15 protein-coding genes are annotated in these 17,856 nt (G+C 45.3%); 10 read left to right on the forward strand and 5 right to left on the reverse strand.

The genetic code is table 11. The annotated features are described in order from the left end of the window. Positions 1–6: 6 nt before the first annotated feature. Positions 7–1,194 carry a multidrug efflux MFS transporter adaptor subunit VceA gene (gene vceA, locus F0316_RS07105; protein WP_172625982.1) on the reverse strand — a complete coding sequence of 396 codons (1,188 nt, stop codon included), beginning with the start codon at positions 1,192–1,194 and terminating at the stop codon, positions 7–9. A 13-nt stretch (positions 1,195–1,207) separates the two neighbouring features. Further along, positions 1,208–2,662, reverse strand: coding sequence for a multidrug efflux MFS transporter outer membrane subunit VceC (gene vceC / locus F0316_RS07110; protein ID WP_149560354.1), 1,455 nt, complete (start codon positions 2,660–2,662; stop codon positions 1,208–1,210). Positions 2,663–2,768: 106 nt separating this feature from the next. Here vceC and vceR point away from each other — a divergent pair, with 106 nt between their 5' ends. Then, on the forward strand, positions 2,769–3,371 hold the full coding sequence (gene vceR / locus F0316_RS07115) for a TetR family multidrug efflux transcriptional regulator VceR (RefSeq protein ID WP_149560355.1): 603 nt from the start codon (positions 2,769–2,771) through the stop codon (positions 3,369–3,371). 58 nt (positions 3,372–3,429) lie between these two features. Here vceR and F0316_RS07120 read toward each other — a convergent pair whose 3' ends face one another. The 3 genes from F0316_RS07120 to F0316_RS07130 form a co-directional block, all read right to left on the reverse strand. Further along, entirely contained in the window at positions 3,430–4,623 is a 1,194-nt protein-coding gene (locus F0316_RS07120) for a DEAD/DEAH box helicase (RefSeq protein WP_149560356.1), read from the reverse strand. 181 nt (positions 4,624–4,804) lie between these two features. Next, positions 4,805–6,103 (reverse strand): methyl-accepting chemotaxis protein, encoded by a 1,299-nt coding sequence (locus F0316_RS07125; protein WP_033930944.1) that lies wholly within the window; start codon positions 6,101–6,103, stop codon positions 4,805–4,807. Positions 6,104–6,198: 95 nt separating this feature from the next. Next, a complete protein-coding gene (locus tag F0316_RS07130; protein ID WP_000870881.1) occupies positions 6,199–7,890 on the reverse strand; it encodes a methyl-accepting chemotaxis protein in 1,692 nt (563 codons plus the stop codon). Between the two features lie 591 nt (positions 7,891–8,481). Between F0316_RS07130 and F0316_RS07135 the strand changes: the two genes are divergently transcribed. From F0316_RS07135 to F0316_RS07175, 9 genes are read left to right on the forward strand one after another with little or no spacing between them, the layout of a single operon-like run. Continuing rightward, positions 8,482–10,407 (forward strand): methyl-accepting chemotaxis protein, encoded by a 1,926-nt coding sequence (locus F0316_RS07135; RefSeq protein WP_001185437.1) that lies wholly within the window; start codon positions 8,482–8,484, stop codon positions 10,405–10,407. A 12-nt stretch (positions 10,408–10,419) separates the two neighbouring features. Beyond that, the gene (locus tag F0316_RS07140) at positions 10,420–11,982 is read left to right on the forward strand and encodes a chemotaxis protein CheW (RefSeq protein ID WP_000200007.1); all 1,563 of its coding nucleotides are present in this window, start codon (positions 10,420–10,422) and stop codon (positions 11,980–11,982) included. 20 nt (positions 11,983–12,002) lie between these two features. After that, positions 12,003–13,079, forward strand: coding sequence for a chemotaxis protein CheB (cheB, locus tag F0316_RS07145; RefSeq protein ID WP_149560357.1), 1,077 nt, complete (start codon positions 12,003–12,005; stop codon positions 13,077–13,079). Continuing rightward, a complete protein-coding gene (locus F0316_RS07150; protein WP_000974697.1) occupies positions 13,066–13,722 on the forward strand; it encodes a HEAT repeat domain-containing protein in 657 nt (218 codons plus the stop codon). Before cheB ends, F0316_RS07150 begins: the two co-directional genes overlap by 14 nt. A gap of 10 nt (positions 13,723–13,732) precedes the next feature. After that, positions 13,733–14,578, forward strand: a complete 846-nt coding sequence (locus F0316_RS07155; RefSeq protein WP_001002907.1) for a CheR family methyltransferase — start codon at positions 13,733–13,735, stop codon at positions 14,576–14,578. Further along, positions 14,578–14,949: a response regulator gene (locus tag F0316_RS07160; protein WP_000757478.1), complete on the forward strand. Its 372-nt coding sequence runs from the start codon at positions 14,578–14,580 to the stop codon at positions 14,947–14,949. The genes F0316_RS07155 and F0316_RS07160 overlap by 1 nt, the downstream gene beginning before the upstream one ends. 8 nt (positions 14,950–14,957) lie before the next feature. Continuing rightward, positions 14,958–17,231, forward strand: coding sequence for a chemotaxis protein CheA (locus F0316_RS07165; RefSeq protein WP_001178896.1), 2,274 nt, complete (start codon positions 14,958–14,960; stop codon positions 17,229–17,231). Next, a complete protein-coding gene (locus F0316_RS07170) occupies positions 17,221–17,481 on the forward strand; it encodes a hypothetical protein (RefSeq protein ID WP_001143862.1) in 261 nt (86 codons plus the stop codon). The genes F0316_RS07165 and F0316_RS07170 overlap by 11 nt, the downstream gene beginning before the upstream one ends. Continuing rightward, on the forward strand, positions 17,474–17,854 hold the full coding sequence (locus tag F0316_RS07175; RefSeq protein ID WP_000045526.1) for a response regulator: 381 nt from the start codon (positions 17,474–17,476) through the stop codon (positions 17,852–17,854). The genes F0316_RS07170 and F0316_RS07175 overlap by 8 nt, the downstream gene beginning before the upstream one ends. Positions 17,855–17,856 lie beyond the last annotated feature (2 nt).

The raw sequence follows: 17,856 nt of genomic DNA on the forward strand, positions 1-17,856 counted from the left end.
TTCACCTTAGCCTTGCTCTGATACTTTGGCGGCGCGGTACTGCACTAAGGTTTGTGGATCGGTAGTTCCAGCAGTATCTATCGTGGCAACCATAGATAATCCCACCTGCAATGGATAAGCTTGCAAATCTTTCGGATCCAACTCGATACGGATCGGCAAACGCTGCACCACTTTAATCCAGTTGCCTGTGGCGTTTTGTGCAGGGATCATCGAAAATGCGGAGCCCGTACCGCCGGAAAAACCAGCGACCACACCATGGTAGGTCACATCATCACCATACAGATCTGCCGTTAAGGTAACGGGTTGTCCAACTTTCACATCGCGCAATTCCACTTCTTTAAAATTGGCATCGACATAAATATGGTCAGTAGGCACCACGGTCATTAAAGGCATCCCCACCTGTACACGACGCCCAACTTGTACTTGGCGTTTAGCGACGATTCCACTGATCGGCGCACGAATCACCGTACGCTCGAGATCGATTTTCGCTTGTTCATAACGCGCTTTTGCCAGTAAGACTTCAGGGTTGCTATCGACGGTCGTGTTATCGGTCAACGCTGCATTAGCTTTTTGTGAGCCAATGGTCGAGAGCTTAGTTGCCTGTGCTTGCGCCATAGCCGCTTTTGCCGCATTAAGGTTTGCTTGTGCCTGCGCAAAACCGGTTTTGGCATTCGTCAGCTCTTCACCAGAAACGGAGCCGGAACGCACTAAGTCTTCCCGACGAGATAAATCGATTTTTGCTCGTTCAAAGTCCGCTTGCGCCGCTTTTAACTGCGCTTTCACACGCTGCTCATTGGCTTCTTGTGCTTCCACCATAGCACTTAAACCTTCGTCATTAGCGAGATAGCTACGTACATGGCGTTTTGCGAGTGCCAAATCCGCCTCAGCTTGAAGCAAAGCTAATCTCGCATCGGTATCATCCAGCTGTACAAGTACGTCGCCTTGTTTGACGTACTCGGTATCCACTACATTCACTTGCGCGATAATCCCGCCCACGGCCGGCGTGACTTCGGCGATTTCCGCCGCAGCATAAGCGTTGTCGGTGGAAATGTAGCGTGAACCGATAAAGTGCCAATAGAGTGCATAACTCCCCCCGGCAACCACAATTGCGGCCGCTAATCCGAGAAACCCTTTTTTACGCGATTGAGCTGCGCGTACACCATCAAATTCGGTGTTGCTATTATTTGAATTCATTGAAGATAACCTATTAAGATTCTGTTGTTTCAAAACCGCCGCCTAGCGCATGGATCAGCGCAAGATCTAAACTAAAAGCGCGTGACTGCAAATTGACCAATGCTCTTTGGTTATTGAGTAAAGACTCTTCAGCTACCAAAACATCGAGATAGGTGGCTAAACCGCCTTGATAACGGTTCGTCGCGATATGCAGTGCTTGTTCAGCTTGCTGTACGGCTTGTTCGGTTTTATTAATTCGCGCTTGCAGAGCTTGGCTACTGGTCACCACATCGGCGATTTCATGCAAGGCTTGCACTAACGTGCCATTGTATTGAGCGACCGCTTCTTGGTAACGAGCTTCTGCCGAAGTCAACTGCCCCTCTAAACGCCCACCCGTAAATAGTGGTAAGTAGATCGCAGGCCCAATTGCACCTGCGTCATTACCACTATCAAACAAATGATCCAGACCAAATGCCTGATAACCAATAAACGCTGACAAAGTGACATCTGGATAGAATTGTGCTTGCGCAATACCGACTTGCTGTGCTGCGGCTTCTGCCCGCCAACGCGCAGCGGTGATATCAGCACGATGCCCTAATAATCCAACGCCAGCCTCCGACGGCAAGCCATAACGAGAGGTCAAGGTGATATGGGGTTCTTCAATCGATGCAGCGCGATCAGGCCCTTGCCCCACCAAAGCGGCCAAAGCATTTTTCTGTAATTGGATCGATTCTTGAATACCAAGCAACTCCGCTTCCACACTCGCAGCAACCGCTTTCGCTTGGCTGACAGAACCTAGCGTTTCTAAGCCATTGGCATAACGTTTTTCTAAAAGCTCAACGGTTTTGTTGCGCACTTGTAGCGCGGCATGCACGGTCTCTTGATTGGCATAAAGACGAGCTAATTCGGCATAAGCATTAGCAATCGATGTGCTGATCATCAAACGCGCAGCCACACTCTCTGCCTCAGCGGCAGCAAGCTCGGAAGTCGCCGCAACAACCGCTGCGCGATTTTTTCCCAAAAAGTCAAAGTCATACTGAAAATTCAAGGTTAGAGTGCCATAGTCATTCCAACCATCGGGAGGCGTAGCAGATTGATAACGTTCACTGACTTTACTTTCCGTGGCGGATGCCGCTAACCCGAGATCAAATGATCGAATTGCGCCTGCTTGACGAGCAAAACCTTGTGCCCCTTTAAGCCGAGCCATTGCCATCTCTAACGATGGTGAGTGCTGCAACGCTTCCTCAATCAGATGGTTTAATTGTGCATCTTGATAGCGTTGCCACCAATTCGCTGATGGCCAGTCCATTTCAGCTTGGTGAGAAAATGTGTTTGTCGAGCTAAGCTCATTCGCTTCCCACATCGTCGCAAGATCAGGGTAATGATCGGGTACTGAGCAACCCGTTAAAACGAAAGCACTCAATAGAGAAGCCGTAAAATAAGGCGCTGCTTTATGCAACAAACCTACCGTTTGAACGCTATTTTTCACATTTGAAAACCTTATAACTAAACCGTACCGTACAGTTATACTCTTGACAGAAGGAAACCGTCAAGGGAAACTTATCCACAATTTCTAACTGGAAATAGATGAACTCATGCGGGTAAAAAGTGAAGAAAAAAGGCAAGCAATTCTAGAGATTGCTAAAGATTCCTTTACAAAACAAGGTTTTGAACAGACTTCCATGTCGCATATTGCGAAGATGCTAGGGGGCTCGAAGGCCACGTTATACAACTATTTCAGCTCGAAAGAAGAGATTTTCACGGCGGTTATGGAGTCATCAGCGACAGAGCAAATCGCCCTCTCTTTCCTCTCACTTGACCATAATCGAGAGTTAAAACCCGCCTTATTAGAATTTGGTTACAATTTTTTGAACTCGGTTTTAACGCAAGATGCGATGTCCATCTATCGAATGGCGATTCATGGAGCCGACCGATCTGCAATCGGCAGACATTTTTATGAAAATGGCCCGAAACGAGGTTGGGCACGTTTAAGTCGCTACATTACGTGCCAAATTGAATGTGGTTCATTGAAAGAGTGTGATCCTTGGATCGCCGCCATGCATTTCAAAGCATTGCTATCTGCACAATATTTTGAGCCCTTTTCATTAGGTGCGATTGAAAAACCGACCTCAAGTGAACTTAAAGCTACGACCCAACGCGCGGTAGAGGCCTTTTTATGCCTGTACGCAGCTGATTGAACTGAAAAATAGAATAGAAAAAGCCGGGAAATTCCCGGCTTTTTCTGAAGTGTTCGTATTAATCTTGCACCGCACGCTTATGTTTGGGCACATAGTTCAAAATCGAAATCGGCACGGGCTTTTTCGGCTCAAAGCCTTCTACCACGCGACGCTCAATCAAATGGCCTAAGCGGCTTTCAATCATGCACAGATTTTTGAAGTTGTCTTTTGAGACAAACGAAATGGCTTCGCCGACAGCCTCTGCGCGCCCTGTTCGACCGATTCGGTGGACATATTCATCGGCTGGGAAGGGCAAATCGTAGTTCACTACACGCGATAGCTGGTCAATATCAATGCCGCGTGCTGCGACACCTGTTGCGACCAAGTATTTGATTTTTCCTGACTTAAAATCTTCAAGTAGTTGGGCGCAAATGGCTTGGCTACGGCCACTATGAAACGCTTCCGCATGGATGCCCCGCTTTTCAAGTTGAGAAACGAGCTTGGCTGCACCATGTTTGGTTTCAATAAAAATCAATGCCTGATCCCACTGCTGCTCATTGATTAAATGGCTCAACAATGCGGATTTGGTGTCTTTATCGACGGTGATCAGCCATTGGCTAATATTGCTTTTTGAGGCTTGGTTGGCGGCAATACTGATTTCATGCGGATCGCGTACTGCGGTTTTCGCTAACTCACGCACTTTACGTGACAGTGTCGCGGAAAAAAGCAGAAACTGTACTTCACTCGGCAGGCAGTCAATGATTTTGTTGATCGACTCAATAAAACCCATATCCAGCATGCGGTCGGCTTCGTCGAGTACCACCATTTCTATCTCTTCGAAATAGACGGCGCGTTGCCCATAGAGATCCATCAAACGCCCCGGTGTGGCCACCAGCACATCCACGCCATCAATCAAGCGCTGCTTCTGTGCTTGTTCATCGACGCCACCAAACACCGCAAGGCTCTTTAAGCCCGTGTCTTTACCGTATTGCTCTACTTTTTCCGCCACTTGCATCGCAAGCTCGCGGGTTGGCACTAAAATCAAGGCGCGGACACGTTTTTTACGTTGCGTTTGCCCTTGGCGCAGTTTTTCCAAAATAGGCAGGACGAAACTGGCGGTTTTACCCGTGCCTGTTTGCGCAGCGGCAATCAGATCACGTCCCTGCAAAATCACTGGAATCGCTTGGGTTTGAATATGGGTCGGTTTTTGGTAACCAAGTTGCGCTACGGTTTGTACCAGAACGTCACTTAATCCAAGTTGAGAAAAAGACATGAATTTACTCGAGCTTACTGCCAGACCTAACAGAGGTCTAGCCTAAATATAGAAGGGTCAGATTCTAACACTAACCCAAGCAACCGCTGTGTTTTTTCTTCTTACAACGCTATTGTTTCAACATGAGATGATGAATGAAGCCATGGTTTAGGCTCACTACTGGATGGCTTTTCGGCTCATCTTATTTATCCACAATATCACTCACCGTTTTTTGTACATTTTCCGCTGCATGCTGAATTTGCTCAATCAAAGACTGGGTTTGTTGCAGCATATGATTGAATTCAGTGACTTTGGCTTGGATCTGCTCCATGGTTTGCCCTGACTGTTCGGTGAGTTGGCTGTTGCGTTTGACAATATTGTCAATTTCGCTAGTTGCTTGACTGGTATTCGACGCTAAACTGCGCACCTCATCAGCCACTACAGCAAAGCCACGTCCATATTCACCTGCTCGAGCGGCCTCAATGGCGGCATTTAAAGCTAACAAATTGGTCTGCTCAGCAATTTTGTTGATGGTTGTGACTATTTGCGTGATTCTCTGAGATTGAGATGAGAGGTCCGTCATCAATGCATTTGCACCCGCAATTGACTCTGTAATACCACTCGCTATCGTTGCCGCAGCGTCAATCATCTCGCGCCCCGACTCTGCCACACGAACCGTTTCTGCAGACGTTTGCTGAGCCATTTGCGACGCTTCTTTGGTTGCATGAGCTTTTAACACTTGATCTGTAACATCTGAAGCAAATTTAACAACTTGAGTCACGACACCGGCATCATTAAAAATCGGGTTATACGTCGCCTCTAACCAAAGATCTTGACCGTGGCGAGTGCGCCGATGGAATAAACCGGATTTAAACTCCCCTCTTGCGAGCTCACGCCAAAAGTTTGGATTTTCTTTATAGAAACGGTCATCACAAAACATACGGTGATGTTTGCCAACAATCTCTTCCAGTCGATAACCCGTGGCTTTGAGAAAGTTCTCATTCGCCTCTTTGATGGTTCCATCCGGATTAAACTGAATCATGGCTGATGAACGATCCAGAGCATGAAATACCGCAGCCTGCTTGTCCGCCGTAATTTTGGCTTTCGTCACATCATGGGCAACTTTGGTCACCTTATATACATCGCCCACACGATTACGTACTGGCATATACGTTGCCTCTATCCAGATACTCGAACCATCTTTCTTGAGTCGGTGAAACATTTTTCGTTGCGCTTGTCCTTGGGCTAGGCTTTTCCAAAATTGTGCATATTCCAAGGAGTTAACAGTCTCGGGATCACAAAAAATTTTGTGATGTCGACCAATCACTTCTTCTTTGCTGTACCCCATTGCGCTCAAAAAAAGTGCGTTTGCATCTAAAATTTTGCCTTGCGGATCAAACTCGATATACGCAAGGTTCTTTTTAAGTGCAGAGACAATGTCGCTGTCATGATTGTGTTGTTCCACCTCTGATTGGGCGGCAGCTTTTTTCCAAAATGGCATAAATGGCTTCCAAATCAATGACTCTCAAACTCATTATAGTAAAGAGCCTTATCTTTTATGTTGTAATACTCTACTCGTTTAGTGACAACACACTATTACGAAATAACAAAGCGTCCCATCAATAATTTTAATCCTTGGGCTTGTTGTGCCAACTCTTCACTCGCTTGAGCCGTTTCTTGTGCACTGAGCATGATGGTTTCCCCAGCATCGCGAATATCCGTCATGTTGTGGCTAATCTCATCTGCGGCAACCGATTGTTCCTCACTGGCTGCCGCTACTTGGGTATTGGCGGACGTGAGTTCTAGAAGAGCAAGATTAATCGAATCGAGCTGTTTTTTTGCGGCGGTAATCGATGAAAAGCTTTCTTCTATCTGACGATCGCTTGAGTCAATCATCTTAGTAGCCGATTGCGCACGTTCCACTAAGGTCTGGATCAAGCCCTTAATTTCATGTGTTGCCTGTTGGCTGCGAGATGCCAGAGCTCGCACCTCATCCGCAACCACAGCAAATCCACGGCCTTGTTCACCGGCACGCGCCGCTTCGATCGCTGCATTTAAAGCCAGTAGGTTAGTTTGTTCCGAAATTCCTTCTACGACTAACACAAAACTTTCGATCTGCCGAGTACTGGCCTCTAACTCAACAATCATTTGCTGTGATTGCTGGGCATTAGCAACCAATTGACTAGAAACCGTCTCAGTTTTACCCAAGACATCGCAGCTGTAGCGTGCATTTTCCTGTGCCCTTGCTGTCGCAGCGGAGGACTCTTCCGCACTGCTCGCCACTTCCGTAATCGTGATTGCCATTTGCGCCATTGCGCTGGTGACTTGTTCTGTATTGGCTTGCTGCTGTTGTACTGACTTCTTATTGCTTTCTGCCGAAGAAGCAAGTTGTGTCACGGTTGAGGCAATCGTATTTGCTCTGTCTATTACCTCACCGACGATGTGGCTCAGAGATTGAGCCATGGTATTCATACTGGTAATGAGCTGGCCAATTTCGTCACCTGTAGTGACTTTAGCTCGCTTGCTAAAATTTCCTTCAGCCATTTCATTGGCCAACTTACGGGCTCTAGCAATCGCCATAACGATTTGTTTACTAAACGCAAGCCCGAGAATTAACCCGAATAAAATCGCAAAGGCGCTTAAATAAATCATTCCCCATAGCGCCTCACGTTCTTCTTGCTCTGTCACTAAGACAGATTGCTCAGTTGCTTGCTCGATTTTACGCAGAATATCGATTAAACGCTGATCTAGGCTGATTTGTAATTGTTCAATCTGCTCGGCATCTGCTACTAATAATTTAACCTCTCGGCCAGAACGAAGTTCATTCAGCAACTCATTGAGCTTTCTTTCAAATTCTTCATGTTCACGACCTAATGAGTCAAGGTCTTGCTCTAGATTAGCCAGATAGCTACGTATTGAGGGGGAAATCGTATGTTCTATAGAAGATTCAAGTAGTTGACGAGATTGGTTAAATTCTTGCTTGAATTTATTCACTAACTCCATGAGCTGTGCTTGATACTGATTTTGCTGCTGCTTGCCTTGACTACTTTCGATGCCTGCTGCGCGGAAGACTCGTTCAAGAGTAATCGCCCCTTCGAGTTGATGAACGGTCATGTCGGTCATCAATTTGGCCAAAGGTAAGTTATCGTGAGCTATCGCCTCTATCTCAACCGCTACTCGTTTCATCTTAGTAATAGAATAAGTGGAAACCATTAACGTTAGAGCAAGTAAACACCCAACCAGAGCAATCATTTTTTGGGTAATCGATAAATTATTAAACCATTTCATCACAGTGCGCCTCACGTTCCATGTCACATGCCATAAAATATGGCTCCAAAAGTGTCTCAACCTACTCGGCATCAAAGCCTTTAAGTAGATAGAAAAAACCGCTAGCCGACGCGAGGTACTAACCTCTAGTACAAATTTTTCTTTTTGTTTGTTTTAAATTTAAGCCTTTGCTTAAGTATTTTAGATTATGAAACAAAGAATGCTTAAACCCGTTCACCACAATTCATCTAATTCATTGTTTAATAAGAATATAAATAAGTTACCACTTTAGTTTAATGAACATGTAAAGCTTTGCATCTAGAGCAAATCATCGATAGAGACATATGCAACATAGTTGGAAAATCTTGAAATTCAAGAGCAAACAATTATAAAAATATCAACTAAAAAATATCGATTCAGATTTGGCTCAAATCCTCTTCCCTATCCTCAATAAAAATAAAGTAAATCCTTGTTTTTAATTAGTTTAAATTTAATTAGTTTGAAACTGGAAAATTTAAATCATTGTCTATACTGATCTAACATCTTGGATGAATATCTCATTTTGGAGATGGATTACATCTGTTACATCAATGGCAAACAACGAGGTTTTCCATGGCGCTCAAGAAACATATCACTACCAGTGCTAGCTCATCATTTAGTCCGAGCAACCATAGCACTTCGGCTAATGCCCCCAAAAAAGAAGCTGATGATTTGCGTCGCCAAGCAAGAACATTAGCCAGAAAACAACAAGCTGCCGAACGAGTGGCTTCTGCTACAGCAGAATTATTGGCTGGATTAGAAGAAAGTTCTTCTGCCATGACTCAACTACGTAGCTCTATGGAACAGATTGCGGTGGGTGCGGAAGAATCTTCATCGGCTACAAAACAAAGTGAAACGGCGGTATCACAGATGAATAACTTCATCAATGAACAAGCCACCTATGCCACTCAATCTAAGCAAATTTTGACTAAACTCGAACAAGATATTGTTGATGTGGCTAATAAAATCAATGAGATGGTATCGAACGTCCAAACCTCTTCAGAACGACAAAACGATTCGGTCAAACGAATGATCGAACTTTCCGAACAAGCAGCCAAAATTAATGATGCAGTGAAACAAGTCATACATATCGCGGATCAAACTAACTTATTGGCGTTGAATGCGGCGATTGAAGCGGGTCGTGCAGGTAAACATGGGAAAGGGTTTGCGGTGGTGGCCGATACAGTTAGAACCTTAGCTGAGAAGGCCGAAAAAAATGCGGCCAACATTGAAAGTCTCATCAAGGACATTTCTAACGGTGCGGAAATGGTTTCAAACGGAGTGAAATCAAGCTCTCAAAAAGCAGAAAGTGAAGTTCAGAAAGGCCATGTCGTCAATAAACAACTTACGCTCATTCGCAATGAAATGGTTGATTTAGTGAAAGATTCAGAAGTGTTATTGAAAGCTGCGGATGAGATGTCTTCTGCAGCAGTTATTGCCTTAAAAGGTTCCGAATCTGTCTCACAAGCCGCTCAAGAACAGTCGGCCGCCTGTGAAGAGAGCTTAAAAAGTCTAGATCAACAACAAATCGCGCTTGATGGTGCTGTCACAGCAGCTCAGTCACTTGATGAATTAACCGATGAGCTACGCACATCCACCGATATCGTTAAATCATCTGAAGAAGTCGCTGCCGCTGCCGAAGAGCTCTCTGCTGGCATTGAAGAGATCAACCGCTCATCGAATGAAATTATGGGTGCTCTCAACCAGATCAGCTCTGGTGCACAACATATGGCCAAGTCGGTTGAAACCGGGATCACTAGCTTAACGCAGATAGAACAAGGAGCTCGCCTTGGTAAAGAACGCGCAGAAAGCAGCCTGAAAGCTTGCGAGAAAATGTTGACAGGTATAGAAGAAAACAAAACTACTGTTGACGAGATGATATTAGCCATTACGGAATCTACCAAAGCTGCAACGGAAAACCTGAATGAAATGGCGAATATTGAACGTATTTCGCGACAGATCGATAAAATCGTCGATGGTATTTCCAATGTCTCCATTCAAACCGCCATGTTGGCTGTGAATGGTGCTGTCGAGGCAGCACGCGCAGGTGAATATGGAAAAGGTTTTGCTGTTGTTTCTACCGATATTCAAAACCTCGCCAACGATGCTGCTGAAAACGCTGAACAAATCAAAGATCAAGTTAAGAATATCCAAGAGCAAATCAACATTGTTCGTAAAGATTTAGCTGACATCCTTTCGACAGTGATGGAAGAGGCTCAAAAAGCAGCTCTGACCATCAAACAACTGGATAATGTTCGCTCTAGGATGAGTGATGTGGTGTTAGGAAGTAAACGTATTTCTGAAAGTGCCGAGGGCATCGAGCGTTCGATTGCTGATGCACGCGCGGGAATGCAACAAATAGCCACTGCAGCCGAAGAATCCTCTCATGCAACGGGTGAAGCCGCTACTGCGGCTCGTCAGCAAAGCTCAAGTACTTCGGAGCTGGCATCCGCAATTGAAAATATTGCCGCCGTTGCCGATGAACTTCAATCAATCTGATTGAGGTGAACTATGACCAGTGAAGCCCTTGTAGACAACGAGCTTGAGCATGAAGAGAACCTCACACAGTATGTCAATTTCATGCTGGGTGATGAGTTTTTTGCTTTACACATGCAAGAAGTGGAAGAAATTATCCGCCTCCCAACTACGTTTTCCGTACCACTCACACCCAGTTATTTGATTGGGTTATCCAACTTAAGAGGACAAATTCTTCCCGTCCTGTGTCTACGGACTTTACTGTGCATGGACAGAGCCTCTGCGACGGAAGCCACGCGAGTGATTGTCATTACAATTGGCAAGACCAAGATTGGATTCACCGTCGATCGTGTTGTGAATGTCGCAACCCCTGACCCTGAGATGATAAAGCCGACCAATACCGCGGGCGGCAAAATTGATCCAACCTTAATTACCAACACCATTCACTCGGATAACCAGATTATCCAAGTACTGAATTGTCATCGTTTGTTAGACAACTCTGTCGAAGAAGAATTGGAATTAAGCACGCAGCGTTTTAACCACCTCTCTTCTCAGTCTCATTTTGGGGATGTGATCGATGAAGAACGAGATGATGATGAAGACATGCGACAGCTCGTGTGCTGCATGGTAGATGGGCAAGAATACGCCTTTCCACTAGAGGACACTCAAGAAATTGTGCGTATACCCGAGATTATCACCAAGGTCCCTCTTACTGAATCCGCCATTCTTGGAGTGATCAATTTACGTGGCAAAACGCTCCCATTGGTCAGTCTGAGAACGCTGTTTGGATTACCTAGCATTAGCTTTAGTGATAGTCACCGTGTCTTGGTGGTGAATATATCCCTCTCAGAGAAAGAGCGGCTTCCCGTGGGGGTTGTTGTGGATGCCGTACGCGAAGTCATACGTCTGCATGTAGACGTGATGGATAGCGTTCCAGAAATCATGAGTAAAATGGGACAAGCCAATGACATTTCGGCCATTTGTAATCTTGATGATGGCCGACGCACACTCAGCGTTATTTCTGTAGAGCAACTTTTTGACGCTCAAATCGTAGATCAATTCTCCGAAGCTTACCCACAGGAAGGAACTGATATGTCGACGATCGACGATGTAAGTATCCTAGAAGATGACAATACCGACATGCAGTTGGTGATTTTTAAGTTGGATAAAGAAGAATTTGGCATCTCCATTCATACCGTACAAGAAATTATCCGTATTCCAGAAAACATCAGCCGCGTTCCTAAAACCGATGATTTTATCGAAGGAGTGATTAATTTACGCGGTAACGTTTTACCTATCGTCGATATGCGTAAGCGCTTTCATCTACCCGAGATGGCACGCCATGAACGTCAACGTATCTTAGTTGTGAATTTTGAGAAGATTTCAACAGGTTTTATCGTCGATTCCGTCAGTGAAGTATTAAGAATACCGGAATCCCAGCTGGAAGATGCACCCGTGTTGAGCGAAGAGCAAGCACAACTAATGCGCCAAATGGTCAATCTCAGCCCTCGAATGATAGGTGTACTGTCCGCCGATCAATTGATCAGTAATACCGAGATGTACAAGTTACACATGGCTGCAAACGATATGGATAGCTAAGTTTTAAGGCTGGAGGGAACATGAAAATTTTAGTTGTCGATGATTCTGCGTTAATGCGCACCACCATTAGCGAAATATTGCAAAGCATTCCGAATGCCGAGATTAAAACAGCACGTGATGGTATGGATGCCATCGACAAAGTGATGAAATGGCAACCGGATGTGATGACGTTAGACATCAATATGCCCAACATGGATGGTCTAACTTGCCTTACGCAAATCATGGTTGAACGTCCCTTGCCAATTGTCATGCTCTCATCCCTCACCCATGAAGGTGCCATTACAACGCTCGAAGCGCTTTATCTTGGTGCGGTAGACTTTGTCGCCAAACCCGGAGGCACTATCTGCGGTCGATTACAAGAAGTCGCACCACTGATCCGTGAAAAAGTTCGCGCGGCAGCGAAAATGAGAGTCAAAGTTCACACGCAGCTTTCGGTATCACCAGCAGAAGTAGAGCACAAACATAAGTCACCTGTGGTGGAAAATAATGAAGACCACCAGCTTGCGATCATGGGGGTTTCGACAGGAGGGCCCGGCACTGTTGAAACGATACTGCGCCATCTGCCCGCCGATTTCTCATTACCTATTATTGTTAACCAACACATGCCAGAGAGCTTCACTGCCGCCTTTGCACAAAGGCTTAATCGCCATCTGCAACAACCCGTGAAAGAGATTAACCGTGCTTTAGTGCTTGAGGCTGGTACCGTTTATGTTTGCAAGGGTGACCGAGACTGCATTGTCACGCTACGTGATGGTAAATTGGCTGCCATGCCCACGCCAAATGATAGCCATTTTTCATGGCATCCCAGCGTCTCCAAACTGGTTGCCAGCGCCATACGCACTTGTGGAGAAGATAACTTATTGTGCGTCATGCTCACGGGAATGGGCGACGACGGTGCCAATGAAATGGCTCAGGTTGCTCAAGGAAACGGTATTGTTTTTGCCCAAGAACCCACAACCTGCGTAGTCCCCAGTATGCCGGAAGCATTACTTAAACGTGTACCCCATATTCCAACAGGAACTCCAGAGCACTTAGCTTATCTGATGACCGAAGTGGTGAGACAGTCCAGTAGGGAGCTTCACTATGGCAATCATTAAACGCAGCGCTGCTACAGACAACCCAAATATTGAGATACCTTCTACTCCCGAGCAGATCGATGTGCTGAGCGCAGAAGCGCTGATGGAAGCTCTACAAGGTGATGACCTCGAGCAAATTTTACGTGCGATTCATCAGTTGGAAGCTGCGGACTCAGTTGAGTTTCAACAACATCAAGCGGCTTTATTTACTTTGCTCGATCGCGATACAGAACAAAACCCTTGCAGTGATGCTGTTTTCTCACTGTTAGCCATCCGAAACAATGATGAAATCACGACTCGTTTGATCCCCCTGCTCGATTCAGAAGCTCCCTATTTACGTAATCAAGCGATTGAGATTTTACAACATAGCCCGCAACAGCTGGAAAGGCACATTCAGGATTTACTGAACCATCAAGATCCTGATGTTCGGATCTTTGCTATCGATATTATCGGGCTTTTACCTCATCAATCGGTGCCAGAATGGTTAATGCAAGTCCTCCAGCACGAAGAACACATTAATGTGATTGGTACAGCGATCGACAGAGTCGCTCAGCTCTCCGACCCTAACTTCTCGACGATATTGGGGGAGGTCAAGCAACGATTTTCTCATGTACCCTATCTCGTTTTTGCCTGTGATGTGGCTATCAAACGGTTAAATACCTAAGGTCAGCATTATGAATGAGATTGTCATTACCGATACTGACTTCTGCCGATTCCGTGATTATTTTTATCAAAAAACAGGCATTTTTTTTGAGAACAGCAAACGTTATTTTGTTGATAAACGCTTATTACAGCGCATTGAATTAACCGAACACCAAAGTTTTCGTGGTTATTTTACTTATCTACGCTTTCAAGCCAGCGGAGAAGAGCTGCAAGCCGTTATCAACGCACTCACCGTCAATGAAACCTATTTTTTCCGCGAGATTAGTCAGTTGGAGTCCTTGGTTGAAGAGGTTTTGGATGACATCGTACGCCATAGGCCAGGTGAGCTAATACGCATATGGTCTATGCCCTGTTCTAGTGGCGAAGAGCCCTATTCAATTGTGCTGTTTTTACTGGAACATTGGCCAAAGCTAGAACAGGTCGATATTGAAATTATCGCCTCAGATATTGATACCGGCATTTTACAAAAAGCAGCACAAGGTATTTTCAGTGCTCGTTCTGTTAAAAATTTACCCAATAGTTCTCTCAACAAATATTTCAGCTTACGGGCTGATGGCAGTTACCAATTAATTGACGATATTCGTCAATCGGTACGTTTTACTCAAACTAACCTCAACAACCGAGCAGAAGTTCAAAAATTAGGCGCTATGGATGTTATTTTTTGCCGAAATCTGTTGATTTATTTTGATGATATTTCGCGCCGTAACGCAGTGGAATCTTTTTACGAGCAACTCAATCCCGGTGGTGTTCTCTTCCTCGGCCACTCAGAGTCGATGAGCCGTATATCCTCAATTTTTCATGTAAAACGCTTTCGTAAATCAACGGGATACTACAAACCGCACAAGGGGAAAAAGTGATGAAAAAAGTAATGGTCGTTGATGACGCTTCTACGGTGCGTATGTATCACAAAGCTTTACTCGAAGAGATCGGAATATTCATTTTAGAAGCCAGTAATGGTGTTGAAGCCTTAGAACGAGCGCTAGAAATGCCCGTGGACCTATTTCTGGTGGATATCAATATGCCCAAGATGGATGGCTTTACTCTCGTTAGGGAAATACGTTGTCGCCCTGAGCTGGCGGGCATTCCGACTGTCATGATCTCAACCGAATCCCAAGAAAGCGATAGACAACAAGGTATTCATATGGGAGCGAACTTGTATATGGTGAAACCTGTGAATCCTGAAGAATTACAACAAACTGTTACCTTGATGCTTGGGGGGTTGAAATGAACCCAATAATGCAAAACTTCATCATCGAGAGCCGAGATTTAATTGAATCCGCGGCACGAGGTCTACTTGCGTTAGAAGCGAATCCCGATGACAAAGCCATCATTAACGAGTTATTCCGAGAAATACATACCGTAAAGGGAGCCTCAGGTATTCTCGATAATATTGCGCCTTTCACCCAATTAGCGCATCGAATGGAAGATTTGATGCAAAAAGTGCGTGATGGACATGTGGCTTTAAACGGTACAATGCTTGACCTGATGTTGGGCTGCTGCGATCAATTTCTCTTATGGATTGAAGAATTAGAACAACACCAAGAGCTCTCAGCAGAGGCGGTATCGATCAGTAAACAGATGATTGCTCAGTTAGCGCCTTTAACTCAAGCCGCGCCAACACACACGCCTATCTCTGCCGTAGCGGCGCAAGAAGAGACGGCCACCCTCTCCATCAGTGAATTAACGGAGCTATTAGGACGAGATTGCTTCAACGATGTAGAAGCGCTTTTGGAATATCCCGATGCTTTACTCTTGATTTATACCCCCGATAAACAGTGCTTTTTCTCTGGGGACGACCCATTGGCTTGGATGCGTAGTGTTGAAAAGGTCTCTTGGCGTAAAGTGGTGCTCATCCCAGATTCTGAGCCTTTCGATACCTATCAGGCTCAAATGCAGTTTCTGCTGCTGACTCAATCAGCGAAAAAAGACCTAGAGCAGCAACTTGCTCCGATAGAAGGCCAATACCGCCTTTACCGCATTCAATCGGACAACCTACCCACAGCACCGATTGATCAGCGCACACAATATGTCGAGCGAATTGTTAAACAACAAATCGCGTTGCTTAGAGAAGAACAAGTTTCGGAATCCGTACGTGCTGGTACCTTCTTATCGATTAAAAATCTCTACTGTGCCCTGAGCCAACAAATCAGTGATCGCCCTGCTCCCTTGCCAGAATCTGTCTCGGCCGATGAACTTATCACCTTGTTTGATAACATTTTACTCTCTTTTGCTCATCGAACCGCCATCATCGATAAATGCGAAAATGAACCTGCTCAACCCTCCGCTATCACGGTTAACGAGCAGTTAGACAAGGTGAAGAAAAAACAGATAAAAACACTGAAGGTGGATCAGGAAAAAGTCGATTTATTGATGGATTTGGTCGGTGAGCTGATTGTTGCGAAAAACTCGATGCAATATCTCGCCTATCGTGCAGAAAATGAGTTTGGTGTTCGTAAACTTGCACAAGATATTAAAGCAGAACAGAGTGTGATATCGCGTCTTGCTGAAGACCTACAGTCTGTTGTGATGCAGGTCCGCATGGTACCACTTGCGACCGTTTTTCAACGCTACCCACGCTTGATCCGCGATATCTCACGCAAACTGGGTAAACAAGTCGATCTGATCATCGAAGGTGAAGACACTGAGGCAGATAAAAGTATTGTTGAAGATCTCTCCGAACCTTTAGTGCATCTGATCCGTAATGCCCTCGATCACGGAATAGAATCACCCGACATACGTCGCGAACAAGGGAAGAATCCAACAGGAAAAATTACTCTAAGCGCTTTTACTCTTGATGATTCTGTCATCATCAAGATGAGTGATGATGGTAAAGGCGTTGATGTCGAACGTGTCAAAACCAAAGCTTTGGAACGCGGGTTAGTGGAAGCGAGCAAACTTGAGCGGATGAGCCAACAAGAGATTATTCACTTGATCTTTGAACCCGGCTTTTCAACGGTTGAACAAGTCAGTGATCTCTCAGGACGCGGTGTGGGTATGGATGCAGTTCGTACGGCTATTGAACGCAACGGCGGCACTCTCACACTCTCCTCAGAGCCGGGGAAAGGCAGTGAAATTACCATGATCCTGCCACTTTCTATGACCATTTCACGCGTCATGATGTTTGAACTTGAGCAGCAGTCCTTTGCTATTCCCATTGAGTCGGTTATCCAAACGTTAAAAATTTCCCGACACAAAGACATTCGCCGTGTAAAAAATCTCGATACGTTCATTTTACGCGGTGAAACTGTGCCTATTTTGTATCTCAAGCGTGCGTTTGAGATGAACTCTGCCCAAATTTATCCCGACATCCAACCTATTCTTGTTGTCCGTGTGGGTGATGATGTATTGGGACTTGCCGTAGATCGATTACAAGAGGGACAAGATGTCATCATCAAACCTCTTGAGGGTGCTTTGGCCACATTCTCCATCTACCGTGGTGCCGCCATTATGGGAGATGGGCGTGTCCTTTTAGTGCTCGATACTGAGGAGGTAGTAAAACATGCCCGTTGAATATAAAAACCGAGTGGCCTATTTAGTCGATCACGTCGGTGTTGAAGAGGCAGAAACATTATTAACATGGATGGAATCGACACCAGGGTCTAGTGTTAATTTAAAGCACTGCAAACATGTGCACTCAGCGGTATTACAAGCACTAATGTTTGAGAAGCCTCGCGTGACTGTGTTGCCCAATGATCCCGAACTTAAAGTTTGGTTATCGGCGGCCAACATCATCGGAAAAGGAGAAAATAATAATGTCTAAAAGCATTCTGATTGTTGATGACTCTAGTACTGTTCTTATGAGTGTCGATGCCATGCTCTCTAAACTGGGTTTCCAAGTCGAGAAAGCAAAAGATGGCGTTGAAGCAGAAACTCGACTCAAAGGTGGTCTAAAAGTCAACCTCATCATTACCGACATCAATATGCCTCGTATGGATGGTATTGAGTTGATTAGCAAAATTCGTGCGATTGCTTCATATCGCTTTACCCCAATTTTAGTGCTCACTACAGAACAAGAACAAGCCAAACGCAATGAGGCTCGCGCCAAAGGTGCAACAGGTTATTTAGTTAAGCCCGTAACCGGAGATCAATTGAAAGCCGTGATTCAACAAGTTCTCCCAGGTAGTATTTCGTGAGG

The sequence above is a fragment of the Vibrio cholerae genome, from assembly GCF_008369605.1.
GTDB classification, from domain to species: domain Bacteria; phylum Pseudomonadota; class Gammaproteobacteria; order Enterobacterales; family Vibrionaceae; genus Vibrio; species Vibrio cholerae.